Source organism: Flavobacterium sp. P3_A6 (assembly GCF_056403035.1).
The window spans coordinates 311,476-338,014 of record NZ_JBFUGG010000001.1 but is presented as its reverse complement, the minus strand read 5'-3'; the positions used below and the strand labels follow the sequence as shown (position 1 = coordinate 338,014).

Here is a 26,539-nt window from a genome sequence, read left to right as displayed (position 1 = left end):
AAACAAGAAAGTTCTCAGAAAGTGAGAAATTAAATGCATCCTAACAATTAAACTTCTTAAGTTATTTAACCCAAATTCTCAGATTAGGAGAACATACACTTTTAGAACAATATAAGATCAATTATGTTCTAATATGCACTTTAGAACTTAAAAAAAAGTCTTGATTGTATCCAGTTTAAGTATGTTTTTCTAATGAGGGAATTTGGGTTTACTATTTTGAGGGTCAAATCAACAGTTGTGAGGCATCAACTTTGAAAATAAAAAAGTTAGGCATACAACTATAAAATAATCAATAAAAATGAGTACAAATCACAACAGAATAAAAGTAGCTGATTTAGAAATAAATCAGCCAAACAAAATCTTGACCACCAATGCCCTTGGAGAATTGGAATTTAGTAATATTAACGATATCAAAACCGACAGTTATAACGCACTTGATTACAGCATTGCAGGAAAAGCATTGGATGCCAGACAGGGTAAAATTTTAAAAGATTTAATAGATAATATCAATGCACTACTTGCTTCTGACAATGTAAATCTTGACACAGTACAAGAACTTGTCGATGCGATTGAAACAGTGCAGATTTCGCTGAGTACTATCTTGGTGAATGATCTTTCAACAGGCGGAACTACGAAAGCCTTGACCGCTGAAATGGGGAAAACTTTAAAGGGGCTGGTTGATGCTTTGACTAATGTTGTTAGCGGAAAACAGAATACATTGGCTTTCTCAACAGATATAGAAGCTGACAAAACATCGACAACAAAAGTATTAGCAATTAAAACTTTGTATGATTGGGCTGTAGCAAAATTTGTTCAGATTACGAATATCAAAACGGTCAATGGTAATAGCTTAATTGGAACGGGAAATATTACTACTCCTGATATGGATACGACCACAGCACAAAATGTATCAGGAGTTAAAACATTTTTAGCGGGAATGTTTGGATTGAGAAATACAGCAAACACATTTACTTCATTTTTTGCAAGTGCTGTAACAGCTTCAAGAACTTGGATGTGGCCTGATAAATCGGGTACTGTTGCAATGACTTCTGATATTGTAGCTCAACTAAGTGGAACGGTTAATAGATTAGTAAAATTTGGAACTTCGACAACTGGTACAAATAGTAGAATTATAGATGATGGCACTTATTTAGGGATTGGAACAGTAAATCCCTCAACAAAAGATATTGCACTAGGAGCACAAGCCAATCGAGTTTTTGGCATTGAGCAGAGTGATAGTAATAATTTAGGAAAAGACCTGACTATTGAAGCAGGGAGAACTATTAATTATGCTTTAAATACAGGTTTTGTCAGTTTGAACACAGGACAATTGACTTTTTTTGGAATTACTGTAACCCCCTCACTAGATGTTTATGTATCCAGATTTCAAGGCGGGATATTTAAGCGGAGTTCGGGGAGTACAAATTTTGTAGATTTATCACAAACTTCAAGAGATTGGCAAGATATTGCTGCTGCGCCAAACGGCAATGTATATGCTGTTGTTGGCTCAGGAGACATTTACATGCAAACAGCAGGCACAGGAAATTTTGTAGCATTAAATCAAACTTCAAGAGCATGGTTCGGCATTGCGGCAGCGCCGAATGGCGATATATATGCTACGGTAAACGGGGGAGATATTTATAAGCGTACAGCAGGTACAGGAAATTTTATAGCATTAAGTCAAATTTCAAGAGCATGGCAACATATTACTGTAGCTCCTAACGGAAATGTGTATGCTACGGTAAACGGGGGAGATATTTACATGCAGACAGCAGGTACAGGAAATTTTGTTGGGTTAAGTCAAACATTACGAACATGGTATGGTATCGCGGCGGCGCCAAACGGTAATGTGTATGCTGTTGAAGCAGCGGCTACTATTTATATGCAAACAGCAGGCACAGGAAATTTTGTTAATCAGAATTTTTCTAATAACTGGAGATGCATTGCGGCAGCACCGAATGGTGATATGTATGCATCTGGTAATTTTTTAGACATTTATTATCAATAGAATTATGGACTTGGTATTAATAATTTAGATGGAGGGAATTTAATAAATATCGCAGGCACAGGAAAAGGCACCGGTAAGAGTCGTTATCAAATTTGGACTGGACAAAAAACCACTTCAGGAACTAATATGCAGGTTTTAACAAAAAGATTTGAAATTGATGAAACTGGCAGTTTAGTTTTATTTACGGATAAGATTTTTGCAGATAACGCAGCTGCAATCGCTGGAGGTTTAGCCATAAAAACAATTTACTGGACATCCACTGGTGAAATGAGAATTGTAGTTTAAAAAAAAATATAAATGTTACTAAAATGATACAATCAAAAACACCTATCATTTACGGATCAAGAAATGAAAAAACTGGCATAATAAAAATTGAAGTTAGAAAAACCGAATCATCCAGAATAGATGGTGAGGAATTTTTAGTTATAGATTAGGCAATAGAAAATACCTATGACGCCTATTTTTCTAAAAAAGTCTTTTGGTCAAATGAGTAAATAAATCAGGTAAATGTCTATTTGGAAGAAAATAATGATTTCTCAAGATTAACACGTATAGAAATTGAAAGAAAGAAATTGACATTAGCGTTAATGCTCGATACTCAAACAAATTTGTTACCGAGTGGGAAAACAATTTACGGTTTAACACCAGGTGACTGGAAATTTTCAGAATAACATGGGATTTATATTATTCATCATTGTTTTAGTTCTTATTTTCTTCTTGACAATTGTCAATTATTGGTACGTAGAAAATAAAAAAGGGTATTTCAAAAGCACCGCTAAAAACTTGGATATTTTTGCGAATCGTGAGTTTAGAGCTTTTTGGAACGCTGTTTTAATTGAGTCGGACGGCTATAAATTTTGAAATTAAGGAGAAACGCTTTCCAGCGCGTTGGGGAAAAATCAACGCTTAGAAAAGCTAAAGCCTAAGGGCAAATGGTTGGTTCGTCAACTGGATAGAATAGACGAAAATCATTGCTTAGAATCAATCAATGATGAAATAGTTTAAAGCGTAGTTCCCTGGAGGCGGGAAGTAAAAAAAAGTCCTCCAAATTCAAAAGGTCTCAAACTTTAAAATTAAATACGCACAAAGCATAATCGGAGGACAAAGTCTTCTGGTTGTTTTGTACGTGTTTTTTTGGTTTGAGACCTTTTGCAAATAATAGAATAATCAATCAAAAATCGAAATGAATAAGTATCACCAAATCTTAAACAAAATTATCACTAAAGGAAAGTGTCAACAAAATAAAGAGGGCTCAATCACTTATCTTATTAATCAAACGCTGGAATTAAAGCCAATTGACCTGTTGGAGTTATTTGAGGGACATGCCGTGGCACGAAAAAAGCTTAAGGATGAATTGAGGCGAACGCTCTACAGAGGCGTAACGTGAAATTGGCGTAACGTGGTGGGATTATTGCGGACCAATTTTAGTAAATAGCTATCCTACGTACTTTGAGCAGTTGCCTCAGCTTATTAAGCGTATAAACAAAGAAAAGCGCACATCAAAGAATTATGTGCTATTCTTAGGTTCTAACAACACTGTGAGTAACCAACAGCCGTGTCTGAGCTTGATACAGTTTCAAATTGAGAAAGGTAAGCTCGTTGTAAGTGCATATCAGCGCAGTTCTGACGCTAATCTAGGCTTACCCGCTGATATTTATCATTTGTATCTGATAAGCAAGAAAATCAACGTGCCGTTGAAGTCTATCACGTTGTTTCTTAGCAACGTTTATGTTTATGAGAATAATATCGATGGTATTAAGGAGCTGTTAAGCGGTAGTGAGGTGAGGTTTAGTTTAAATGGGGGTAATTGGGGGTTAAATGGTATTAAAAAAGCCAGCTCATGATGTGCTGGCTTTTGTTATATTTGTCTGGAAAAATGTACATTTCAATTTAAATTTGTGTACATTTTAATTTTTCGATTATACATATCTAAAGTTGATTACAATTTTAGAATTGATAGAACAACTTGGTTTTTAGTTTCCAAGCTGTGTTTATTTATTTAAGCTCATGCTGTAATTTTCCTTTACAATTATATCAAGCGGCATAAAGTGGGTAGCGTCTAAATTTTCATGCAGAATATTTTTTTTGTACAGATAATTTATTCCCATATATCCTTGTTCTTCCGGTTTTTGATTAATTAAAAAATCAATTATTCCCGAATTTAAATACGCTATATTTTCTTTTAAGAGATCATAACCTATTATTCTTATTCCTTTAATGTTATGCTCATCTAAAAATTGTGCTACAATATATGCTCTGGAGTTGGGAACGAATATACTGCTGCCGTTTTTAATCATATCCAAAGTAAGCTGGCCTGCATCCGGGTTAATAGTAATTTCTGAAAAACTAAAATTAGTCAGTTCCGGATGGTCTTCGAAAAAAGCATAAAAGCCCTTAATGCGCTGTAAATAAGTCGATGTGCTGTCTATTTCTTTTGCTATTTTAACAATAAGGACATTGCGTTCATTTTTTACTGCAAAACTAATTAGCCGTCCTGCCAAATAACCGCTTTTAAAAGCATCCTGGCCTATATAAAAATGAGGAATTTCATTTTTAATATCCGAGTCAATCATCACTACCGGCGTGTTTTTCTTTTTATAATTTTCCAAGAATACAAGAGACTCTTCATGAAAAATAGGAGAGAAAAGCAATCCGTCACATTCAAAATCAAGTACCTTAGAAAACATTTTCTGAAATGAAACACTGTCAAAATCATAGAGAAAGTAATGCAGCTCAATACCAAATTTCCCAAATTCTTCACCTGCTTTCTTTACTCCGTTTAGCTGGCTTTCCCAGTATTCCAGCTTCTCAAACTTTGGCAAAAAAACAGCTATTCTAGATTTTTTATTAGAAGCCAGATTACTTGCAAAAATATTTCGTTTAAAACCATGCTTTACAATAATGGCATTTACCTTATCGATATTTTCTTGCGATACCTGTCCCCTCTTATGAATAATTCTATCCACAGTTCCAGGAGAAACATTTGCTAATTCTGCTATTTTTTTAATTGTTATAATATTCGTAAGGTTTGAGTTAATAATATATAGAAAGTGGTAAAATTAATTTTTTTTATTTCAAAAACCGCTTTTTTTATTTAAGATTTTATATATATTTGCAATACCCGTGTACGCACACGTAAATCATAACACCTGTCTAAAGAAATCATTGTATTTGGAGAAATATTTCTGAGTATAAGTAATCTTAATAGGTTAAGAATAATTAAACTTAAAATTTTGTAAAAACGTGTGCGCACACGAAAATAATAAAACTATGTCAAAAGAAATTATTGTATTCGGAGAAATACTCCTTCGCCTTTCTCCTCCAAATCATTTAAAAATTTTTAAGACTAAAACATTTGAAGTACATTATGGCGGTGCTGAAGCAAATGTTGGAGCATCATTGGCCTTAATGGGGCATACAGTTAATTTAGTGACTGCATTGCCTCAAAATGAACTCGGAGCATCAGCTGAAAGTGAGATGCTCTCATTCGGAATGAAAACCAATATCATCAGACAAGGAGACCGCTTAGGAGTTTATTATTTTGAACATGGGGCTTCTGAAAGACCCGGAAGAGTGCTTTATGACCGAAGCAGTTCTTCATTTTCCCAATTAAAAAAGGGAATGATCGATTGGAAAACAATTTTTAAAGAAGCTAAATGGTTTCACTGGTCTGGTATTACTCCCGCCCTTTCTCAGGATTTGGCTGACGTTTGTGAAGAAGCTTTAATCACCGCTTCAGAAATGGGATTGACAATTTCTGCCGATTTAAACTACAGGCCAACCTTATGGAATTATGGCAAAAAAGCAAATGAAGTGATGCCGAATCTGGTAAAATACTGCGATGTCCTGCTGGGCGGCATTGATGATTCTGAAAACTGCTTAGCCATTAAAACTGTTTCGGATGAATCTTTTGAAACGGTTTACAAAAAATGGCAGGAACAATACCCAAATTTAAAAACCATTGTCTCCACACTGCGCTACGATGCTAATGCCTCATCCAATACTATTGGCGCCGTTTTATGGAATAATTCAAAATTATATAGATCTACGGAATATAAAATCTCTCATATTATTGACCGCATTGGCGCTGGTGATGCTTTCATGGCAGGGCTTATCTACGGACTTATCACCTGGTCGGAAGATTCAGAAAAAACAGCAGAATTTGCCATAGCTGCCTCCTGCTTAAAACATTCAATAGCAGGTGATATAAACTTGACTAAGGTGAATGATATTATGGCTTTGGTGAATGGTTCAAACGGAGGAAGAGTCATTCGATAATTTTAAATAGTAAGAAAATTAAAAATGGAAAATAAGATCGAAAGTGTTATCAGCACAATTATAAAACAAGGTATGCTCCCTTTGTATTTTAACCAAGATGAGAACGTAACAATAGAAGTATTAAGAGCTGTTTACAAAGCTGGAATCAAAGCGGTAGAATACACAAGCCGCGGAGAAACTGCTTTGAGCAACTTCACAAAAATGGTGGAAGTTCGTAATGCTGAAATGCCTGATTTATTGTTAGGTATTGGAACCATCAAAAACAAAAAACAAGCGGAAGAATATTTTGCTGTCGGCGCTGATTTTTTCATCAGTCCAGGTTTTGTTCCTGAAGTGGCAGAATACCTTGACAGCAAAGAAATTTTATACAGCCCTGGCTGTATGACTCCTACTGAAATTATTGCTGCTGAAAATGCGGGAGTAAAATTCATCAAGCTTTTTCCCGGCAATATGTTAGGGCCAGATTTCTTAAGCGGCATCAAAGACATTTTCCCAAACCTTGTTTTCATGCCTACAGGCGGCGTTGATACAACAGCCGAAAGCATCGGAGGTTGGTTCAAAGCGGGAGTTTCCGCAGTGGGAATGGGAAGCAAATTGATCAGCAAACAATTGATGGCTGACAAGGATTATGCAAAAATCGAAGCTGACACCAAAGAAGTTTTGAGTTTAGTTGAATTTGTAAAAAAATAATTAAAAATAATTAAAATAGAAATTAACAAATGAAAACAGTAGTAATAACAGGAGCAGGAGGAGTTTTGTGCGGCACGTTGGCAAAAGCTCTGGCTAAACAAGGTCACCAAATAGCAGTTTTGGACTTAAAAAAAGAAGCTGCAGACAGAGTTGCCGAGGAAATTAACGCAGCGGGCGGAAAAGCAATTGGGGTCGCAGCAAACGTGCTGGAAAGAGAATCATTGGAAGCAGCCAAAAAAGAAGTCAACGAAAAATTGGGGAGTTGCGATATTTTGGTGAACGGAGCAGGCGGCAATCATCCGTTGGGAACCACAACAAATCCATTTCTGCTGGAAGAGGATTTACTCAATACGACCGAAGGCTTCAAAACTTTTTTTGATTTAGATGCCGAAGGAATAAAATTTGTTTTCAACTTAAATTTTATCGGAACTTTATTGCCAACCCAAGTTTTTTCAAAAGATATGATAGGCAAAAAAGGCTGTAGTATTTTGAATATATCATCGATGAATGCCTTTACGCCTTTGACAAAAATACCGGCATACAGCGGGGCAAAAGCAGCAGTGTCCAACTTTACACAGTGGCTGGCAGTTCATTTTTCGAAAGTAGGAATTCGTGTCAACGCTTTGGCGCCGGGATTCTTCCTGACAGACCAAAATAGAGCTTTATTGACTACAGGAGATGGCGAATTGACACCGAGAGGTAACACTATCATTGGCCAGACTCCTATGGGGCGATTTGGAGAGCCTGAAGATTTGATTAGCACTACGATTTACTTATGTGATGACGCATCCTCTTTCGTGACCGGAGTTGTTATTCCTATCGACGGTGGATTTAGCGCATTTAGCGGTGTTTAAAAAATAGTACTTAAAAATTAATTATATAAAAAAAATTATGGAACAAACTTGGAGATGGTACGGACCAAATGATCCTGTACAATTAGCTGATGCAAGACAAGCCGGAGCAACCGGAATTGTAACTGCCTTACACCACATTAAGAATGGACAGGTGTGGGAAGTGGATGAGATCATGAAAAGAAAAAATGAAGTTGAAGCTGCAGGATTGACTTTTTCGGTTGTAGAAAGTATACCGGTGCATGAAGACATCAAAAAACAATCGGGTGATTATTTAAAATACATAGAAAACTACAAGCAAAGCATCAGAAATCTGGCAGCCTGTGGTGTTCACATTGTCTGCTATAATTTCATGCCTGTTTTAGATTGGTCGAGAACCGATTTATCTTATGAAATGCCTGATGGATCTAAGGCTTTGCGTTTTGACATCAATGAATTTGCCGCTTTTGAATTATTCATCCTAAAGCGTCCAGGAGCCGAAAATACCTATACAGAAGCACAGAAGACGAAAGCCAAAGCTACTTTTGAAAAATTGACTGATGCCGATAAAATAAAACTGCAGCAAAACATCATTGCAGGTTTGCCCGGTGCAGAAGAGTCTTATACTGTAGAAGATTTCCTGAAAGTACTCCAAGGATATGATGGCATCGATGCTAATAAGCTAAAAGAGAATTTATATTATTTTTTACGTGAAATTGTACCTGTAGCCGAGAGTGTTGGCGTAAAAATGGCAATTCACCCTGACGACCCTCCTTATCCAATTTTAGGATTGCCAAGAGTTGTAAGCACTGAAGCTGATTTAGTGCAATTGTTAAATGCAATTGATTCTCCTTCAAATGGATTTTGCATGTGTACAGGTTCGTATGGAGTAATTGCCCAAAATGATTTATCAGGAATGATTGATCGAAATGGCGAGAAAATGAATTTTATCCATTTGAGAAGCACACAACGCGATGAGGAAGGTAATTTCTACGAGGCTAATCATCTGGAAGGAAATGTGGATATGTACGAAGTGGTAAAATCTATTGTAAAAATGGAAAATAAAACCAATAGAATCATTCCCATGCGCCCAGATCATGGACATCAAATGCTGGATGATTTGAAGAAAAAAACAAATCCCGGATATTCTGGAATTGGCCGCTTGAGAGGTTTAGCCGAATTACGCGGATTGGAAATGGGAATTAAAAGAAGTTTATAAATAATAGTATTCCACCTTATAATTTTTATAAAAATTAAAGGTGGAATTTTTCAAAAGTGCCCTATGCAAAAAAGCTTTATAACCGACGATTTTTTATTACACAATAGTACAGCAAAGAAACTATATCATGAGTTTGCAAAAACACAGCCCATTTACGACTACCATTCACATCTTTCTCCAAAAGACATTGCCGAAGACCGCCAGTTCGAAAATATCACACAGTTATGGATAAATGGCGATCACTATAAATGGAGGGCGATGCGTGCCAACGGCATTCCCGAAAAGTACATCACTGGTGATGCTTCTGATTTTGATAAATTCATAAAATATGCCGAAACACTGCCATTTACATTGCGTAATCCTTTGTATCATTGGACTCATTTAGAATTGCAGCGTTATTTTGGCATCACAGAATTATTAAACACGGAATCAGCAACGCAAATCTATAATTCCTGCAACGAATTACTAAAAAAACCAGAATATAGTGTTCGGAACCTTCTTCGCAAAATGAATGTCAAAATGGTAGGAACTACTGATGATCCCACAGATGATTTATGTTACCACAAAGAACTTAAAAAGGAAGGTTTTGAAATTGCAGTTTTACCCACTTTCCGTCCAGACAAAGCTATCGAAATTGAAAAAGGCAAAACATTTGTGGATTGGATTAAAAAATTAGAAACAGTTGTTGGTTACTCCATAGAAGAATTTTCAAGTTTAATTAAAGCCTTAGAAGAGCGTCATCAATACTTTCACGAAGCCGGCTGCCGAATATCAGATCACGGACACGATAATTACTTTGGATCTGAATATACAGATGCTGCAGTGAATCAAATATTCAAAAAAGGCATAAAACTGGAATCGCTGACGAATAGCGAAATAGTGTTATACAAATCAGCTGTTTTGCACAAAGTTGCTGTCATGAATGCGGAAAAATCTTGGGTACAGCAATTTCATGTAGGAGCAATTCGCAATAATAACAGCAAAATGATGCAGTTATTAGGTCCAGACCAAGGATTCGATTCTATTGATGATCAAATTATGGCTCCTTACATGAGCCGCTTTTTTGACAGATTAAATTCTGAAAATGCATTAGCCAAAACTATCGTTTACAACCTGAACCCAAGTGACAATGAAATGATTGCTGCAATGGCAGCTAATTTTAACGATGGATCTGTTCCATGTAAAATGCAGTATGGAGCCGCATGGTGGTTTTTAGACCAAAAAGACGGAATGAAAAAACAACTGGATGTTCTTTCCAATTTTGGATTACTGAGCCGTTTCGTCGGAATGCTTACTGATTCCAGAAGCTTTCTTTCCTTCCCTCGTCATGAATACTTTCGCCGAATTCTATGCAATGTATTGGGAGAAGAAATGGAAAAGGCAGAATTACCTAACGACATTGATTTGATTGGCAGCCTAGTCTGCAAAATATGCAGTGAAAATGCAGTAAGTTATTTTGGCTTTGACCAGAAGTAGAAGTGGCTTTATTTGAAATTCTATTATTAATAATAACCAAAAAATAATGCGTAATAAAACCGAAATCATTGGAAAATACCGATGGACAATTTGTGGATTGCTTTTCTTTGCAACCACCGTCAACTATTTGGACAGGCAGGTGCTTAGTTTATTGGCGCCAAGCCTTTCCGAAGAATTTAATTGGAGTAATAGTGATTATGCTAATATTACGGCAATTTTTCAATTTGTTTACGCCATTTCTATGCTGTTTGCAGGAAGGCTGATAGATAAAGTCGGAACCAAAACAGGCTATCTCCTAGCCATTGCAATTTGGTCTGTCGGAGCCATAATGCATGCTTATGCAATTCCTCTCGGAACAACATTTAATACCATTTTTGCGTGGGCGGGCATTGCGGCTGTTCCAGTTTCCATTTTGGGTTTTATGATTTCAAGATCATTTTTGGCTTTTGGAGAATCAGGAAATTTTCCGGCTGCCATAAAAGCTATTGCCGAATATTTTCCTAAAAAAGAACGCTCGCTGGCTACTGGTATCTTCAATTCGGGTTCTAATGTAGGTGCAATTTTAGCACCACTGACCGTACCGTGGATTGCAGTTAATTGGGGTTGGGGAAGTGCTTTTATAATTATTGGCGCAATTGGTTTTATCTGGATGTTTTTTTGGTATATCTTATATGAAAAACCAGAAAAACAAAAAAGATTATCTCAAGCCGAATTAGCATACATTCTTGATGGAGAAATCATTGAAGAAACTGTTGAAACTGAAGTTTCAAAAGAAAAAATCTCTTGGATAAAACTTTTAAAACACAAACAAACCTGGGCATTTGTCATTGGTAAATTTCTAACGGATGGTATTTGGTGGTTTTTCTTGTTCTGGCTGCCAAAATACCTGGAAGCTCAATTTGGGCTTGTTAAAACTGATATTGCTTTTCCGCTCTCCGTGCTATATACAATGACAATGTTTGGAAGCATTTACGGTGGTTATTTTCCAATGTATTTTATTAACAAAGGCTATAACGCCTATGAAGGCAGAATGAAAGCCATGTTTATTATCGCCCTGTTCCCTTTGGTGGTATTGCTTGCACAGCCTTTGGGCTATATAAGTTACTGGATTCCGGTAGCTTTAATTGGCGTTGGCGCATCAGCACATCAGGCATGGTCTGCTAATATATTCACTACCGTTTCAGATATGTTTCCCAAAAAAGCAGTTGGATCAATCATTGGCATTGGAGGAATGGCAGGTGGAATTGGAGGTGTCCTGGTTTCAAAATTGGGAGGTATCCTTTTTGACTATTATGAAGCTTTAAGCCATATACAAACCGGTTATACCATAATGTTCGTACTTTGTGCTTTGGCTTATTTAGTTGCGTGGATTATTATGAAAATTCTTGTCCCTAAGTATGCAGAAATCAAAGATTTATAATTAATTCTGTCAGAAAAAATTTAAAAAGTACTCGTCAATCGGGCACTTTTTGATTTTAGTCGTAAATCAAATATCATTTAAAAATATAAAATAGTTTTTTTGTTTATCCTAATCCTCTCCAAAGGAGTAAGGATTTTGGCTATAGGAAAAAATCAATCCGATTATACAAAACCGACATATAATAAGAATCAGTATTTTTTCATAGCAATGATTTTAACTGTTTTATAAAAATACAACTTAGCCGAAACTTATAATTTACAGAATAAAATTAATAAGCATCAAAATTTTCAGTTAATGCAAGGCAAAAAAATTCTGCATCTGCCAAAAAAATTCATTAATTTTAAACTCCAATTATTCAATCAGCAAGCCCACTGGCAAAATACAAATAATTAGGTAACAAGATTAACCAACTATTTCATTTTTAAAGCAGCTGCAAACTTCAATCTTTTCATGAGTATCCCTACATTTACAAAAAGCCCATTCAAAACTCTGATTTCATTTCATAAATTGATTGAAAATTTAGAGAACATCGCTTCCGCCGATGTGGATTATCGATCGAATTATGCCAAAGCTTTACTGAAAGAAGTAGCTCCGTACCCAGAATTCAGGGATGGAATTGATGATTTAAACTTTATAAAAAAACACGAAACTTTAATCCACAATTTACTTGCCGACCTCTTCCCTACTGCATTAACACACAACGAAATTAAAGCAATTAGCATTCCGTTTCAAAATATCACTTTTAATTATTCCGAGAGATTTAAAAAAATTCTGCAAGATGCAGGAATGACATTTGATATGGAGATACGTGATTTTGAGGAGGATCAGTTTTACATCTTCAATTGCATATTAATTTTAAACGCTTATTATCATCAGCATTTTGATTTTAATAAGCCTTTATTCTATGATATCCCAAATGCGGCAGGCATTATAAACCATTACCGTATTTTGTATAATGCCGATTTTATAGAAGTTATCCCAACCCAACATGTGTCCCCACTTTCTCAAAATGACTTTGATCTTTTGATGGACAATTATGATAATATTACGCTGTGGAAAGAAAAATTCCCTGCAGAGAGCTGGATTCTAAAAGGTTTCGGAATAATTACTCTAATCGATGTTACAAGAGAAAATGCCATATCCAACCTAAAAAGCAATCTTTTAAAAACAGAATCATCACAAACCAAATCAACATTGAGTTTTGAATCTATTTTTAGGTCTATTTTTAAAATTTCGGATTTAAGAATTGGACTGATAATCTACAATGAAGAGCAGGAAAATTTTACGAACCCGTCAAAAGAAGAGAAAGAAATTAAAAGTTTCATCTTAAACGGCTTTGAGGAAATAGACTGCAAAAATAACATTTACAGCTGTTCGCTTGAAACTATTTTGGAGAAAAAAAAATCAATGATAATCTCTAATGTTGAACAATTTTCAAAAATTCCCGGAAATGAAAGTCTTGGACAGCATTTGCTGCAGCAAAATATAAAGAGCTGTATTTTTGCACCTGTAATAAAAAATGAAACTATACTGGGAATTATAGAATTAGTTTCTTCAAAACCTAAGGAACTCAATACTGTCAATGCAACAAATTTAGATTTGGTTTTACCTTATCTGATCGATACAATGGAACGCTATAAAATAGATATGCAGCATCAGATTGAAGCCATTATACAAAGAGAATATACTGCCATTCATTCGAGCGTGTATTGGAAATTCAAACGGGAAGCACTCAAATATTACCAAACAAACAGTCCCAATAAAGATTATATTTTTAAAGAAATTATATTTAAGGAAGTTTATCCGCTATATGGCCAAATTGATATTAAAGGCTCATCCGAACATCGGAATCAAACGGTAAAAGAGGATTTAAGAAACCAATTGACCACGCTTATACAGCTTTTTGAAAACCAAAAAACCAATAAAAGCCTCGTTTTATTGGAACAGCGGATATTCGAATTGCAGTCTTTTTATGAAGAACTTGATGCTCCGCTAAAAGCTGATACGGAACAACAAATTCAGAATTATATTGAAACTGAAATTCATCCAATTCTGAGAAATACTAAAATGAATGCTGAAAGCGAAACAGTAAGGCAAAACTATTTTGAAAGCCTGGACGAAAAAACAGGAATGTTCTATCATTACCGCAAGAAATTTGACACCACAATGTCTACCATCAATAAAAAACTGGCAGTAATTTTGGATAAAAAACAAATCGAAGCCCAACAAATCTATCCTCATTATTACGAACGTTTTAAAACCGATGGAGTCGAACACAACCTCTACATTGGGGCATCAATTACACCAACAAAACCTTTTGACAACCTTTATCTGCAAAATTTAAGATTGTGGCAGCTGCAGACTTTGTGTGAAATGGAAATAGAACACCATCAGCTCAAAGCTACTTTGCCGTATGAATTGGACGTAACATCGCTGATTTTAGTTTTCAGCTCTCCTATTTCAATACGTTTCAGAATGGATGAAAAACGATTTGATGTTGACGGCACCTACAATGCCCGTTACGAAGTGGTCAAAAAACGCATCGATAAAGCCAATATAAAAGGAAGCAAAGAGCGAATCACCCAAAAAGAAAAAATCACGATTGTCTATTCGCATAATTCCGAACAAAACGAATACCTAAAATACATCAAATACCTGCAGCACAAAAAAATACTGGAACCAGCCATTGAACAATTTGAAGTCGAAGAACTTCAAGGAGTATCAGGGTTAAGGGCAATCCGAGTAAAAGTAATAAATATCAAAAACCAAACACAGGACAATAATAACGATTTAATAAACGAACGGAATTAAAATAAAGAGAGAGCTGTAATATTGGAGATTTAGACATAAAAAAAGCCTTTGATTTCAATTGAAGCCAAAGGCAATAACTGTAAAAATCTATAGATTAAATGCTTATATTGTTTTGAAAGCGATTACAAAAGCAATTACAGAGAGTACGATTCCTATCATGAAAATATTATAGGCAATTCGCAATAATCGGTATTTTTTTTCCAAAACGACTCCTAAGTAATACAAATCCTTAATCATAGAATTATAAAGGTATTCCCTGTCTTTCATCATTTCGTTCATAGCCCATTTATAATCCTCCAAAGGCATTTTGTAAAAATTTCCAAAGAAAAGAAGATTTACTTTCTTCTCTTCAATATCTTTTTTGGTAAAAACGCCTTTTGTAACTTTTGGCCGTGTCGAAAGAATAGCAAAAACAATAGTTATCACACTTGACATCAGCATAATAAAAGTAGGAACAACCAAATGAACATTTTTTGGGCTGTCTAATTTTGGAATCAATGTAGAAAGCGCTATCGAAATAATAATAGCATTTACGGAGAGTAAAATATTAGCTTTGCTGTCAGCAATACCGCTCAAACGGGTATGGTTGCCCAAAGTAACCCGAAACAATGTGTCAATGCCCCGCTCTGGTTTTTCTTCCTTCCCTTTTGTTTTATCTCCTTTTGGCAAGTTCTGATTCATCTTTTTTATTTTTTTTTGAAGCCGTTTTATATTTTTTTCTTTCAAAGGCTGCCAATGTTCAATTGCATATGGAGTATAAAACCGATGAATTTTTGACAAAAAGAATTCATTCTCCTTCATCCATTCCATTTCTGTGAACGATTTCCCTTCAACATTCTCCCACTCTTTTCTCAAGCCTTCACAATTATAAACATAATCATTGTCCAGAATATGATAATAATCAGCATCCTTTATTATTTGTTCCAAAAGCGTTTTAGGCACAAAATCCTTAGCTGTTATCTTGATTAAACCCGAAACTTTAGCGATGTACTCTTCGGATTTCTCTTTTCCCCGCAAAAATTGAGATGCAATTTCGACACTGGAATCTTCGTGGTTTGTACAGCCTTTTGTATAGCCTGTATCGTGAAACCACGCCGCTATCAACAAAACTTCTTTATCCGAAGGGGAAACTTTTTCCTCATCGCATAAGCTGTTCACGGAGTTAACAACACCCACCGTATGGTTTAAATTATGGTACGTATATAAACCCGAAAGTTTACTTTCCATTAAATTTGTTACAAAATCCTGAACCTGATTTACAAGAGCCATACATTAGTTTTTATGAGACTAAATTATGAAAATGTTTTCTGTAATTCTAAAACAATAGAATAAATAACTCTCCGTATCTTTCCGGCATAATTATTTTACAAAATATTTATTTAAATAATAAGACAGACTTATTAATCTGTTTGCTTTGGCTATATTTACTTAATGCCGTTGAAAAATTATAAAAAAATGAAATTCCGGTAAATTTCCAAAACAATAAAATCGTTAATTCACTACTATTAAACACTTTAAATCAAAGGCATGATAGTTGTATTTATTTCAAATTAACTCATTTAAAAACATAAAAAATTATGGGATTGTTTTCAAAAAATTGTTTCATAAAAAGGAATGCTTTCAATTTTGCCGTCATTGTTGTAATACTGACGATGCTGTCTTGTGCCACACATCGTGCTCAATATGGTAAAAATACCGAAAATGATATCGCTCAAAACACATCGGATACCTCACAAATTGCCCATACCTTTTTCTTAGTTGGCGATGCCGGAAATGCTGACGAGCAAAAAGCACAGGAAACATTGGCATTACTCCAAAAAAGGTTAGAAAATTCAAATAAAAAAAGTACCTTATTATTTCTTGGCGACAATATTTATCCCAAAGGATTTCCAAGCAATGGCAATTCAAACGAAGTTGCATCAGCCGAAAATAAACTCGCTAATCAGCTGCAATTATCTAAAAACTTCAAAGGAAAAACTATTTTCATTCCCGGAAATCACGACTGGTACAACGGAATTGCCGGATTGGAACGTCAGGCAAAATTTATAACCAATTATCTAAATGACAAAAAAGCTTTTTTACCCCAAAAAAACTGTGGCATTGAAGACTTAAAAATTGACAAAAACTGTACTTTGATCACTATCGACAGCCAATGGTTTCTAGAAGATTGGGACAAATACCCAACTATAAATGACGATTGCACAATCAAGACCCGTGAAGATTTTTTTGATGAACTGGCAAGCCTCCTGAATAAAAATCAGGACAAAACAGTAATCATTGCGCTTCACCATCCATTAATGAGCAGTGGTTCCCACGGCGGGAAATATTCATTGGATAAAGAACTTTTTCCATTGGAACAAAAAATTCCATTGCCTGGTATTGGTTCTGTGGTTAATCTGATTCGGAAAACATCGGGCATCAATCCCCAGGACATACAAAATAAGGTTTATCTCAATTTCACAAAACGGGTGAAAACACTTTTGCAGAATCAAAAAAATGTAATAGTAGTTTCGGGCCATGATCATAATTTGCAATACCTGAGCAAAAACAATATCAGACAAATCATTAGCGGTGCGGGTTCAAAATCGGAATCAGCGAAGGCTATAAATCCAACTGATTTTTCATACGGAGGAAATGGCTATACAGCATTAACACTTTATAAGAATGGCAAAACCAAAGTAGCCTTTTATGGCAATGAAAACCATCAGGAAAAATTGCTTTTGGAACAAACCATTATCAAGGTTCGGGATACTACTGTTCCAAAAAATTTGTCGAAAAAATTTGCAGAGACAACAAGAACATCCATTTATTCTAATAAAATGACCCAAAAAAGTATTTTCCACAAATTTCTTTTTGGACAGCATTACCGAAACTATTACAGCTTGCCAATTGACGCAAAAACGGCCACTTTGGACACATTATTTGGCGGTGTCAAACCCACAAGAGAAGGTGGCGGACACCAATCAAAATCATTGCGCCTCGTTGATGCAAACGGAAAAGAATATGTGATGCGCGCCTTGAAAAAAAGCACTTCGCGTTTTCTGCAGTCTGTCGTTTTCAAAGATCAGTTTGTTTTAAATCAGTTTGATGATACGTATGCTGAAGGCTTTTTGTTTGATTTTTACACCACCTCCCACCCTTACACTCCGCTGGCCGTTGGGAACCTAGCCGACAAAATTGGGGTGGCACATACCAATCCAGCTTTGTATTATATCCCAAAAGAACCTATTTTGGAAAGTTTCAATTATAATTTTGGAGATGAATTGTATTTGGTGGAAGAACAGTTGACCGGCAATCAAAAAGATGCAAAAAGTTTTGGAAAACCATTAGACATTATAAGTACCGATGATGTTATGAAAAACATGCATAAGGATGAAAAATACATCATCGACGAACCTGCTTACATCAAAGCCAGATTATTTGATATGCTCATTGGCGATTGGGACAGACACAGTGATCAATGGCGCTGGGGCGAATACAAAGAGAACGGAAAAATAGTGTACAAACCCATTCCAAGAGACAGGGATCAAGCCTTTACCAAATATGACGGGGCATTGCTTTCTCTTTTAATGAATATGCCTGCTTTACGTCATCAGCAAAGCTTCAAGGAAGACATTAAAAATGTAAAATGGCTCAACCGTGAACCATACCCACAAGACATTGCTTTTCTAAAAACTGCTGATGAAAAAGAATGGATAGCACAGGCCAAATACATTCAGGAACATCTTTCGGATGCAGATATTGACGGTGCTTTTATTAATCTGCCCAAAGAAGTTCAGGACGGAACGATTGAAGACATTAAACGTAAATTAAAAATACGAAAAACCAAACTTCAGGACTATGCCAAGGAATATTACAGAGTTCTGCAAAAAACGGTTCTGATTGTGGGAACAGACAAAAAAGACAAATTTTCCATAACCCATACTTCACCAAACCATACCGAAATAACGGTTTACAGGCTTAAAAATAATGGTGATGAATTGCTTTACACTAAAAATTTCACCGCCGATAAAACCAAAAATATTTGGATTTATGGTTTAGATGATGATGATGTATTTGAAGTAAAAGGAGACTTTAAATCAGCAATAAAAATTCGATTGATAGGCGGCCAAAATAAAGATACGTATACTGTAGAAAATGGCCAAAAAATTAAAATCTATGATTTTAAATCCAAACCGAACAATTATACTTTAGACTCTAAAACAAAAACCTTTCTGACAGATGAATATGAGTCTAATTTTTACAATTATGAAAAAGTGAAATACAATTCTTTTTCAGGGTTTCCGTTTGGAGGCTACAATCCGGATGATGGCGTAAAATTAGGCTTCGTTGCCACTTATATTATCAATAAATTCAATCAGTATCCATACACCCAAAGGCATGTGCTGAAAGCGAATTACTTATTTGCCACGAGTGGTTATGAATTCACGTATAACGGTTATTTTCCAAAAACAATCGGTAAATGGGATTTTGATTTAGAGTCCAAATTCACAAGCCCCAACTTCACCATCAATTATTTTGGATATGGGAATGAAACCGTAAACAATGATGATAGTAACGGAATGGATTACAACAGGGTTCGCCTGAGAACCCTAAATGCAGCTCCTTCCATTAAAAAAATAGGCCGTTATGGAAGTGAAGTCAATTTTGCAGCAACTTTCGAAAAAATAAGAGTCGAAGAAACCACTGATCGGTACATCAATATTCCGGGGACTGTAAACCCAAGTGTTTTTGACAATCAGCAGTATGCGGGGGTAATGGCCAAATACAGTTTTGAAAACTATGATCTTCCTTCGCTTCCTACTATGGGATTTGGATTTTCGGTAGCGGGCAGCTGGAAAATGAATGTACAGGAAACGAAAGCTAATTTTCCGGCATTGGATGCAAAAATTAATTTCAACCATAAAATTGATCCGCAAGGGCAGCTTGTTTTGGCAACAATTCTTAAAACTAAAATATTGTTCAATAATAATTTTGAGTTTTACCAAGGTGCAACATTGGGCGGTGACTATGATTTGAGAGGTTTCAGAAATGAACGATTCTTAGGAAATGCCTCTTTCTATCAAAGTACCGATTTGCGTTTCAATATTGGAAAAATCAAAAAGAGTATTATACCCATGTCGTATGGAATTTTAGCAGGTTATGATTACGGAAGGGTTTGGCTCGATGAAGAAGATTCTAAAAAATGGCATCAGTCCATTGGCGGTGGAGTATGGATTAATGGTCTCAATGTAATTACTGGACGAATTACCTATTTCAAAGGTACCGATGACCGAGCTAGAATTGCTTTTGGTTTAGGGTATGGATTTTAATTTTGTAAGACTCACTTCATACACATTACCGCCTATTTTATTGGTCTTTTCATCTGCAATAATGAGGGTTTCATTGTTCTTAAAACAAACCGCTTCTTTTTGGGAAAAATGGTTTAATTTCAGTTGCGACTGTTTTCCTTTTAAAAAATTATCGCCCTTAAAATTCTCCAGCAATACAATTTTATCGTGGGTTAAAAGAACCACTTTGGAAGCATCCGGACTAATCGCAGCACTAGTAATGGCACAATGGTTATAATTATCGCAGGTTTTTAATCTCCCCATTAAAACCGCTTGATGAAAACCTGCTTTATTTGGAACCTTATAGACCAAAGCTGTGCCGTCAAATCCTTTGCTACGGTTTTTGGTAAAGAGGTAAAAATTATTTTTATACTCAAAAAAGCCTTCCACATCAAAAAGCAGTTTTGTTTTTTTGGGCGGAAATGCTGTCTGTTCTGGATACGAAAACGAAATTTTATATTCAGGAACAGCTTTCTCTTTATGCAATGAATTTTTATCTATTTTATAGATGCATAAATCTTTTCGAATATTATCATTGTTGCCAAAATCCCCTATGTATAAATTTCCCGCTTTGTCTTTTGTGATATCTTCCCAATCTGTGTTTGAAGTATTTTCGATGGTTACTGTTTCTTCAATAACACCATCTTGGGAATCCAATCCATATATTTTATTGGCATTGCCCCTGTCTTCCAAAGTCCAAAACAAATTATCCTTTTCGGAATAAACAATACCGGAAACTTCTTTTAGCTTTTTAGGCAAGCTATAAAGTTTTGTTAGCGTCTCAGTATTATTTTGACAAGCTAATAAAATAAAAACGGCTGTAATCGAAATACAATTTTTCATAGATTTCTTGAATAGATACAAAAATAACTTATAATCTCTTACCATTTTTATATCAGTGATAATTTTAAAAAACAAAACCCATTCCTTTCGGTTTGGGCTTCATTCAATTTAGTCTTACAATTTGATTAATTTTTTTAACTTAATGTGCATTATAAAAATTAGTTATTTGCCCTCTTAATTAGTGCCAACAACTGCTTTCAATTCCATATATTTTTCAAGAGTTTTAAAGTTATGTCCCTTATCTTTCATCGATTTAATAAAGGCAGGCGAAACTCCCATTGATTTTGCTCCAATAACATTATCCACATTCAAGTCATTAAAACCTAAAGCTTTGTATTCATTTATTAAATCTGGAGTTATATTCTGTGATTTCAAAGCAAACAAGTCATCAGGCTTAATATTTTTATAACCTATCTTTTCAAATTCACCTATATATTTTGGAGTAATATTTAAAGATTTCAAAGCCATAAGATCATCAGGTTTGAGGTTGGTATAACCTACCTTTTCAAATTCATCGATATATGCTGGAGTAATATTTAAAGATTTAAAAGACATAAGATCATCAGGTTTGAGATTGCTATAACCTACCTTTTCAAACTCATGGATATATGCTGGGGTAATATTTAAAGATTTAAAAGCCATAAGGTCATCGTTAGAAAGATTATTATATCCCATTTTTTTAAACGAATCAATAAATGCCGCATCGATATTCAAAGATTTGAATGCAATGATATTGTCCCCTGTTTCATCATCATGATTTACATTAGTCGAATTATGAAAATCGGTAATAAATTTGCCGTTAATACCTTGAGATTTTAAGGCAATAATATTATCGGCTGTAATATTCTTGTAGCCAGCCTGGCGTATTTCGTCTATAAAAGCTTTATTGATGCCCATTGATTTAAAAGGAATCAAATCATCCAAATCAAAATTAGGAATACCAGCCTGTTTCATCGAATTAATATACTCCTCATTGGCATTCAAAGAAACCAATGGAATCAACTGATCTTTGTCAATATTCTTGTAACCGTTTTTCTTCAGCATTTTTACATAGGAAATTTTCACATTTACCATAAAGAAAGCCATGAGATCACTTTCATCTGCAACGGTAACTCCTTCTTGAGCCATTGATGCGCTGAAATTTTTGTTCGCAATAAATTTATAGGTTCCCATTCCGTTGTTCCCCTCAAATTTTCCTTCAAAATTCATGGTTCCCGCTTCGCGTGTTAAGGTAAACTTGCCTTGCTTATCTTTTGTCAATCCATTCAATTCACTCAGCTGAAAAGTAGTCGACGAATTATTTTCTTCACCGTTTCTAAATTGAATATTTACAGTATTCCCTTTGATAACAGCAAACCAGCTGCCTTCCGTTTCCATTCCATTTTGAATGTTTGACTGCTCTTTTGGCTCGTCATTTAAATTTAAAGTTTGTCCTTGCGCTGCCGGTTGATTAAAAAGGCAGACAAACAAAATCAATAAAGGCAACAGGAAAAAATATTTCCATGTTGTGTGGACGCTTGATTTTTTTGAATTCATCATAATGATTCGCTTTTTGATTAATGATTGATTATAATTAGTTGTAAGACTCAACGGAAAATGGGGCGCCGCTACTTTGAGCAGGCTAAACTGATAACTCTCTTTTTCGACAGTGTCCTGTTGCAGCATTTCGTTATCTGTCAAAAATTCAAGATTGCTCTCCAATGCTTTTCGCCATTGCCATGCAAAAGGGTTAAACCACTGAAAAATAAGAACAACCTCCGAAAGTAAAAGGTCAATAGTATGTTTTTGCTCAATATGAATTTTTTCATGCTGCAAAATCTGAGTATACGTTTCCCACTCGTATTTTTCTGGGTTGATAAAAATATTATTGGCAAATGAACAAGGAGCTTTGTCACCGGTTATTTCGATAATCCGGAATTTCCCGTCCTGAATCGCCGATAACGAATACGCTCTATAGAACAGTACGCAAGCCTGCATTAAAAAATTAAGCGCAAATATCAATACGCCAAACCAATACAAATAAACCAGCCATTGCAACAACATATCGACATCAAATGTCTGTTTTGTCTGCTCTACTAAAACTTCCTGTACTGGCGGTGATTTTAGCTCAATAGCCTGACTTTTGTCAACAGCCGCTTTTACCAAAGGAATGTGCTTTTCCGCCGCCTCTTTCCTTAATGATAGTTGCTGAGGTACCGGAAGCAATGGTAAAATGAAAGCCAAAATCATACAGCCAAGCAAGACAAACCTGTTCAAATGAAAGAAAGTTTCTTTCTGCAAAAGCAGTTTATAAAATGCAAGACAAGCAGAAAGAATAAGCGCTGTGTACAAAATATAAGGTATCATACTTTATCTTTTTTAATGATGTTTACAATTTCATCCAGTTCCTTTTCAGTAAGCTTTTGCTCTTTGGCAAAAAAAGCAAGCATTCTAGGATACGAATTATCAAAATACTGACTAACGATATCCTTCAGTGCAAACTGCTGATACTCTTCCCTGCTGATAACCGGAAAAAAACAATGCATATTCCCGGTAGTTTCATGATTCAAGAACCCTTTTTCCTCAAGTATCTTCACAATTGTTGCCACACTGTTGTAATGCGGTTTTGGGTCTGGCAGCAATGGAATTATATCCCTAATAAAGGCTTTGTTCAAATCCCAAAAGACCTGCATAATCTGTTCTTCTCGTTTAGCTAATTTTATCATAGTCAGAAATATTTCAACAAATATAACTATTAATTAATTAGTAGCAAAACTAATTAATTAATATTTAAACTAATTTTTTAGTGGAGATACTAATTCTTTAATAATACAGCCAAATAATTAAGATTAAAATTAGGCTGCCTAAACAGGCTATCCACTGCAAGTCCGCAGTCATCGCCCAAAAAAACATAAACCCAAAACGAGCTTCCGCTGGTCGCTGTTTTGGGTTTTGTTTTTTAAGGGCACTTCCTTTGCGGGCTTTCCGTTGCTATCCTTGGCAGAAAATTGGAACAACTATCAGCTTTAGTATTTCTATTTTGATATTCAAGGAAATCAAAATTTTTGAAAGAAAAAAAACTTTAATGCCTTTCAAAAATTACTATATTTGGAAGAATATACTTAAAATAATGACCATATATACGAGTTAGCTATAATTTTATATAAACATTGTGGGAAACGAAATCAAATGTACTTTTTGTGAAAATACAGCGGACTCTAGGGATCATATTCCTTCAAAGAGCTTGCTTGAAAAACCATATCCAAATAATTTATTGACAATCCCAGCGTGCAAAAAATGTAATCAATCATTTTCTTTAGACGAAGAATATTTTATTAACGTTTTGACTGAAATTTCTAATAATCCAAATTTGATTGCAAGGAAATTAGAAGGAGGAAATGTTTATAAAGCAAGAAAACGTTCTCCGAAACTAAAATTTAAAATGGAGGAATCATATTTCCAAGATGAAACTGGTAAAATCTATTTTAGAACAGAACAAGACAGAATAAAAAAAGTTATTGAAAAAAATGCACTTGGATTATACTATCATAAATATAAGAAAAAAGCTCTTCTTAAATCTTTTAACTGTAATGGATTTTATCCATTTGAAAACGAAGAAACAAGACCTGCTGAAATTTTTATGCTGACATATTCTGAAAAATTCAAAATAAAAAAATGGATTCATATTCAACCTAATGTATTCTCATATATTGTTGTCAGAGATTGGACAAGAAATAATAAGCTAACAATGATTTTTCATATTCATAATACAGTTTGGTGTGTTATAGAAATTCCTTATCCTACTTCAAAAAGAATAAATTCTAATATAAAAACAAATCAAAAACAATTAACACTATTTCAATAAAAAAACTGGCGCTCGTTTATCAACATTCTCTGGTGTTCGTCTGCAACGAGTACCTACTTAAATTAGAAGGAGAATTACAGCGTTTGCAACGAGGTTAACTAAAACAGGAGTCTTATTATGGCAATCAAATATATGAGCCACGTCACAAACGCTTTACTTATTCCATAAAGGCAAATAGGTACTCGTTGCAGACGAATACCAGAGGAAATTTAAAAAAATATATGACTACATATCGTTATATCTCGATATGTAGTCATATATTTGCAATATGGATATTATAGAAATAAATAAGGTATTATCTAACCAAGTACGGATTGATATGCTAAATTGGCTTAAAAAACCGGAAGAGAACTTTCCAAAACAGGTAAATGTTCCAAATTTTGATGATGGTGTCTGTGTCTGTCATATACAGAATAAAACAGGACTATCACAATCTACCGTATCACATTACTTGACGATGCTGCAAAAAGTCAATTTACTAATTGCCACCAGACACGGGAAATGGACTTATTATAAAAGAAACGAAAATGAAATTTTAAAATACATACAGACATTGTCTAATGAGCTTTAATTTTTTCACTCCAAACATTGCAGCATGATATTCGATATCCTTTTCAATAGACATAATTTTCTGCCGCTAAACTTAATTTAAAAACACTAAAAAAATTATTTAATAACCATGGAACAAGATTTACTAAGATTAGGAGCCAGCGCTTTAAGAAAAGCGGCTATAAATGAACAAGCGAAAGAGTATATTCTTTCAAATAAAGTTCTATTCAAAACGATAAAAAAAGCTGCTGATCGATATATAGGCGGTGAAACACTAGAGGAAACAATTAGCAAAGTCAAAGAGCAAAACAAGGAAGGATTTAAAAGTTCTATAGAGTTCATGGGCGAAAACACCCTCACTGAAAAAGAAGCTTTAGAAGCTACAAATGAATTCATCAGAATAGCGCGAGAAATTAAAACCCAAAAGCTGAATTCAACTTTTTCTCTTGATCTCTCTCATATTGGATTGTCAATATCAAAAGATTTATGCCTCAATAATTTAGATTCAATATGTCAGGAAGCCGAAAAAGATAACATAGAGGTAACCATTAGCGCAGAAAACGTCGAAATAACAGATGCTATTCTTGACATATACAAAACGGCATCAAAAAAATATAAAAATACTTCGATAACGCTACAAGCCTACTTGCATAGATCCAAAGACGATTTTGAAGAATTAATTAAGGAAAATGGAAGAATAAGAATAGTAAAAGGCGCATTTGAAACTCCTCCTCATCTTTCCATCCCAAGAAGCCCACTCCTTAACGAAAGATACCTATATTATGTAGATCAATTATTATCAAGAAATCACAGTTGCGCTATTGCTACTCATCATGATCTAATACAAAAAGAAGCTGTTGCGTTAATTCAAAATTATAAAACCAGCAAAAATTTATACGAATTTGAAAGTTTATATGGAATTCAAAATGAACAATTAAGGAATCTAAAAGAGCAAGGCCATCCAGCAAAATTATACTTTGTATATGGCAAAGAATGGTATCTATACTTATGCAATAGAATCGCAGAGTATCCATTGAATATATTTCAGGCATTGAATGATATAGTCAGTTAACAATTTTGTTTTCAAAAAGAAACTTATAGTATAAGATCTTCCCATTTTATAAATTATCTGCAACGTTTATCAATCTAAATTTTACGAGATAAAACTATCTTTTCCTCACTTGCGCTCGTTCAATATCAATGTTCTCTGGTGCTAGTCTGCAACTAGCACCTACCTAAAT

At 34.8% G+C, this 26,539-nt stretch carries 21 protein-coding genes; 16 read left to right on the top strand and 5 right to left on the bottom strand.

Annotated elements, in window-relative coordinates; translation table 11 throughout:
- Nucleotides 1–298: 298 nt before the first annotated feature.
- The 5 genes from AC1DVP_RS01485 to AC1DVP_RS01465 all read left to right on the top strand — a co-directional run bounded on the left by AC1DVP_RS01485 (nucleotide 299) and on the right by AC1DVP_RS01465 (nucleotide 3,852).
- A complete protein-coding gene (locus tag AC1DVP_RS01485; protein ID WP_477181785.1) occupies nucleotides 299–2,008 on the top strand; it encodes an NHL repeat-containing protein in 1,710 nt (569 codons plus the stop codon).
- A gap of 126 nt (nucleotides 2,009–2,134) precedes the next feature.
- The gene (locus AC1DVP_RS01480; protein WP_477181784.1) at nucleotides 2,135–2,293 is read left to right on the top strand and encodes a hypothetical protein; all 159 of its coding nucleotides are present in this window, start codon (nucleotides 2,135–2,137) and stop codon (nucleotides 2,291–2,293) included.
- Nucleotides 2,294–2,316: 23 nt separating this feature from the next.
- Nucleotides 2,317–2,442, top strand: a complete 126-nt coding sequence (locus tag AC1DVP_RS01475) for a hypothetical protein (protein ID WP_477181783.1) — start codon at nucleotides 2,317–2,319, stop codon at nucleotides 2,440–2,442.
- 238 nt (nucleotides 2,443–2,680) lie between these two features.
- The gene (locus AC1DVP_RS01470; RefSeq protein ID WP_477181782.1) at nucleotides 2,681–2,869 is read left to right on the top strand and encodes a hypothetical protein; all 189 of its coding nucleotides are present in this window, start codon (nucleotides 2,681–2,683) and stop codon (nucleotides 2,867–2,869) included.
- Nucleotides 2,870–3,465: 596 nt separating this feature from the next.
- A complete protein-coding gene (locus AC1DVP_RS01465) occupies nucleotides 3,466–3,852 on the top strand; it encodes a thymidylate synthase (RefSeq protein ID WP_477181781.1) in 387 nt (128 codons plus the stop codon).
- A 147-nt stretch (nucleotides 3,853–3,999) separates the two neighbouring features.
- Here AC1DVP_RS01465 and AC1DVP_RS01460 read toward each other — a convergent pair whose 3' ends face one another.
- Entirely contained in the window at nucleotides 4,000–5,007 is a 1,008-nt protein-coding gene (locus tag AC1DVP_RS01460; RefSeq protein WP_477181865.1) for a substrate-binding domain-containing protein, read from the bottom strand.
- Between the two features lie 271 nt (nucleotides 5,008–5,278).
- On the opposite strand from AC1DVP_RS01460, the gene AC1DVP_RS01455 reads away from it, so the two are divergent.
- The 7 genes from AC1DVP_RS01455 (at nucleotide 5,279) to AC1DVP_RS01425 (ending at nucleotide 14,732) form a co-directional block, all read left to right on the top strand.
- Entirely contained in the window at nucleotides 5,279–6,286 is a 1,008-nt protein-coding gene (locus tag AC1DVP_RS01455) for a PfkB family carbohydrate kinase (protein WP_477181780.1), read from the top strand.
- 24 nt (nucleotides 6,287–6,310) lie between these two features.
- The gene (locus AC1DVP_RS01450) at nucleotides 6,311–6,976 is read left to right on the top strand and encodes a beta/alpha barrel domain-containing protein (RefSeq protein WP_477181779.1); all 666 of its coding nucleotides are present in this window, start codon (nucleotides 6,311–6,313) and stop codon (nucleotides 6,974–6,976) included.
- A gap of 29 nt (nucleotides 6,977–7,005) precedes the next feature.
- Nucleotides 7,006–7,830, top strand: a complete 825-nt coding sequence (locus AC1DVP_RS01445) for an SDR family oxidoreductase (RefSeq protein ID WP_477181778.1) — start codon at nucleotides 7,006–7,008, stop codon at nucleotides 7,828–7,830.
- Nucleotides 7,831–7,867: 37 nt separating this feature from the next.
- The gene (gene uxuA / locus AC1DVP_RS01440) at nucleotides 7,868–9,025 is read left to right on the top strand and encodes a mannonate dehydratase (protein WP_477181777.1); all 1,158 of its coding nucleotides are present in this window, start codon (nucleotides 7,868–7,870) and stop codon (nucleotides 9,023–9,025) included.
- Nucleotides 9,026–9,088: 63 nt separating this feature from the next.
- Nucleotides 9,089–10,501: a glucuronate isomerase gene (uxaC, locus tag AC1DVP_RS01435; RefSeq protein WP_477181776.1), complete on the top strand. Its 1,413-nt coding sequence runs from the start codon at nucleotides 9,089–9,091 to the stop codon at nucleotides 10,499–10,501.
- Nucleotides 10,502–10,547: 46 nt separating this feature from the next.
- Nucleotides 10,548–11,921 (top strand): MFS transporter, encoded by a 1,374-nt coding sequence (locus tag AC1DVP_RS01430; protein ID WP_477181775.1) that lies wholly within the window; start codon nucleotides 10,548–10,550, stop codon nucleotides 11,919–11,921.
- Nucleotides 11,922–12,371: 450 nt separating this feature from the next.
- Nucleotides 12,372–14,732 carry a GAF domain-containing protein gene (locus AC1DVP_RS01425; RefSeq protein WP_477181774.1) on the top strand — a complete coding sequence of 787 codons (2,361 nt, stop codon included), beginning with the start codon at nucleotides 12,372–12,374 and terminating at the stop codon, nucleotides 14,730–14,732.
- 102 nt (nucleotides 14,733–14,834) lie between these two features.
- Here AC1DVP_RS01425 and AC1DVP_RS01420 read toward each other — a convergent pair whose 3' ends face one another.
- The gene (locus AC1DVP_RS01420) at nucleotides 14,835–16,001 is read right to left on the bottom strand and encodes a Pycsar system effector family protein (protein ID WP_477181773.1); all 1,167 of its coding nucleotides are present in this window, start codon (nucleotides 15,999–16,001) and stop codon (nucleotides 14,835–14,837) included.
- Nucleotides 16,002–16,309: 308 nt separating this feature from the next.
- Between AC1DVP_RS01420 and AC1DVP_RS01415 the strand changes: the two genes are divergently transcribed.
- Nucleotides 16,310–20,044 (top strand): metallophosphoesterase, encoded by a 3,735-nt coding sequence (locus AC1DVP_RS01415; RefSeq protein WP_477181772.1) that lies wholly within the window; start codon nucleotides 16,310–16,312, stop codon nucleotides 20,042–20,044.
- Here the strand turns inward: AC1DVP_RS01415 and AC1DVP_RS01410 are convergent.
- From AC1DVP_RS01410 to AC1DVP_RS01400, 3 genes are all read right to left on the bottom strand, one after another.
- On the bottom strand, nucleotides 20,027–20,905 hold the full coding sequence (locus AC1DVP_RS01410) for a hypothetical protein (RefSeq protein WP_477181771.1): 879 nt from the start codon (nucleotides 20,903–20,905) through the stop codon (nucleotides 20,027–20,029). The genes AC1DVP_RS01415 and AC1DVP_RS01410 overlap by 18 nt on opposite strands.
- 174 nt (nucleotides 20,906–21,079) lie before the next feature.
- Nucleotides 21,080–23,251, bottom strand: coding sequence for a M56 family metallopeptidase (locus AC1DVP_RS01405; RefSeq protein ID WP_477181770.1), 2,172 nt, complete (start codon nucleotides 23,249–23,251; stop codon nucleotides 21,080–21,082).
- On the bottom strand, nucleotides 23,248–23,610 hold the full coding sequence (locus AC1DVP_RS01400; RefSeq protein WP_348811333.1) for a BlaI/MecI/CopY family transcriptional regulator: 363 nt from the start codon (nucleotides 23,608–23,610) through the stop codon (nucleotides 23,248–23,250). Before AC1DVP_RS01400 ends, AC1DVP_RS01405 begins: the two co-directional genes overlap by 4 nt.
- A gap of 446 nt (nucleotides 23,611–24,056) precedes the next feature.
- Between AC1DVP_RS01400 and AC1DVP_RS01395 the strand changes: the two genes are divergently transcribed.
- From AC1DVP_RS01395 to AC1DVP_RS01385, 3 genes are all read left to right on the top strand, one after another.
- Entirely contained in the window at nucleotides 24,057–24,749 is a 693-nt protein-coding gene (locus AC1DVP_RS01395; RefSeq protein WP_477181769.1) for a hypothetical protein, read from the top strand.
- A 319-nt stretch (nucleotides 24,750–25,068) separates the two neighbouring features.
- Nucleotides 25,069–25,320, top strand: a complete 252-nt coding sequence (locus tag AC1DVP_RS01390) for an ArsR/SmtB family transcription factor (protein WP_477181768.1) — start codon at nucleotides 25,069–25,071, stop codon at nucleotides 25,318–25,320.
- A 108-nt stretch (nucleotides 25,321–25,428) separates the two neighbouring features.
- On the top strand, nucleotides 25,429–26,370 hold the full coding sequence (locus tag AC1DVP_RS01385; RefSeq protein WP_477181767.1) for a proline dehydrogenase family protein: 942 nt from the start codon (nucleotides 25,429–25,431) through the stop codon (nucleotides 26,368–26,370).
- Nucleotides 26,371–26,539 lie beyond the last annotated feature (169 nt).

Bases quoted from the DNA above. Each gene is read 5' to 3' on its own strand.
- AC1DVP_RS01485 (WP_477181785.1), top strand. From the start codon at position 299: ATGAGTACAAATCACAACAGAATAAAAGTAGCTGATTTAGAAATAAAT.
- AC1DVP_RS01480 (WP_477181784.1), top strand. From the start codon at position 2,135: ATGCAGGTTTTAACAAAAAGATTTGAAATTGATGAAACTGGCAGTTTA.
- AC1DVP_RS01475 (WP_477181783.1), top strand. From the start codon at position 2,317: ATGATACAATCAAAAACACCTATCATTTACGGATCAAGAAATGAAAAA.
- AC1DVP_RS01470 (WP_477181782.1), top strand. From the start codon at position 2,681: ATGGGATTTATATTATTCATCATTGTTTTAGTTCTTATTTTCTTCTTG.
- AC1DVP_RS01455 (WP_477181780.1), top strand. From the start codon at position 5,279: ATGTCAAAAGAAATTATTGTATTCGGAGAAATACTCCTTCGCCTTTCT.
- AC1DVP_RS01450 (WP_477181779.1), top strand. From the start codon at position 6,311: ATGGAAAATAAGATCGAAAGTGTTATCAGCACAATTATAAAACAAGGT.
- AC1DVP_RS01445 (WP_477181778.1), top strand. From the start codon at position 7,006: ATGAAAACAGTAGTAATAACAGGAGCAGGAGGAGTTTTGTGCGGCACG.
- uxuA (WP_477181777.1), top strand. From the start codon at position 7,868: ATGGAACAAACTTGGAGATGGTACGGACCAAATGATCCTGTACAATTA.
- uxaC (WP_477181776.1), top strand. From the start codon at position 9,089: ATGCAAAAAAGCTTTATAACCGACGATTTTTTATTACACAATAGTACA.
- AC1DVP_RS01430 (WP_477181775.1), top strand. From the start codon at position 10,548: ATGCGTAATAAAACCGAAATCATTGGAAAATACCGATGGACAATTTGT.
- AC1DVP_RS01425 (WP_477181774.1), top strand. From the start codon at position 12,372: ATGAGTATCCCTACATTTACAAAAAGCCCATTCAAAACTCTGATTTCA.
- AC1DVP_RS01420 (WP_477181773.1), bottom strand. From the start codon at position 16,001: ATGGCTCTTGTAAATCAGGTTCAGGATTTTGTAACAAATTTAATGGAA.
- AC1DVP_RS01415 (WP_477181772.1), top strand. From the start codon at position 16,310: ATGGGATTGTTTTCAAAAAATTGTTTCATAAAAAGGAATGCTTTCAAT.
- AC1DVP_RS01410 (WP_477181771.1), bottom strand. From the start codon at position 20,905: ATGAAAAATTGTATTTCGATTACAGCCGTTTTTATTTTATTAGCTTGT.
- AC1DVP_RS01405 (WP_477181770.1), bottom strand. From the start codon at position 23,251: ATGATACCTTATATTTTGTACACAGCGCTTATTCTTTCTGCTTGTCTT.
- AC1DVP_RS01400 (WP_348811333.1), bottom strand. From the start codon at position 23,610: ATGATAAAATTAGCTAAACGAGAAGAACAGATTATGCAGGTCTTTTGG.
- AC1DVP_RS01390 (WP_477181768.1), top strand. From the start codon at position 25,069: ATGCTAAATTGGCTTAAAAAACCGGAAGAGAACTTTCCAAAACAGGTA.
- AC1DVP_RS01385 (WP_477181767.1), top strand. From the start codon at position 25,429: ATGGAACAAGATTTACTAAGATTAGGAGCCAGCGCTTTAAGAAAAGCG.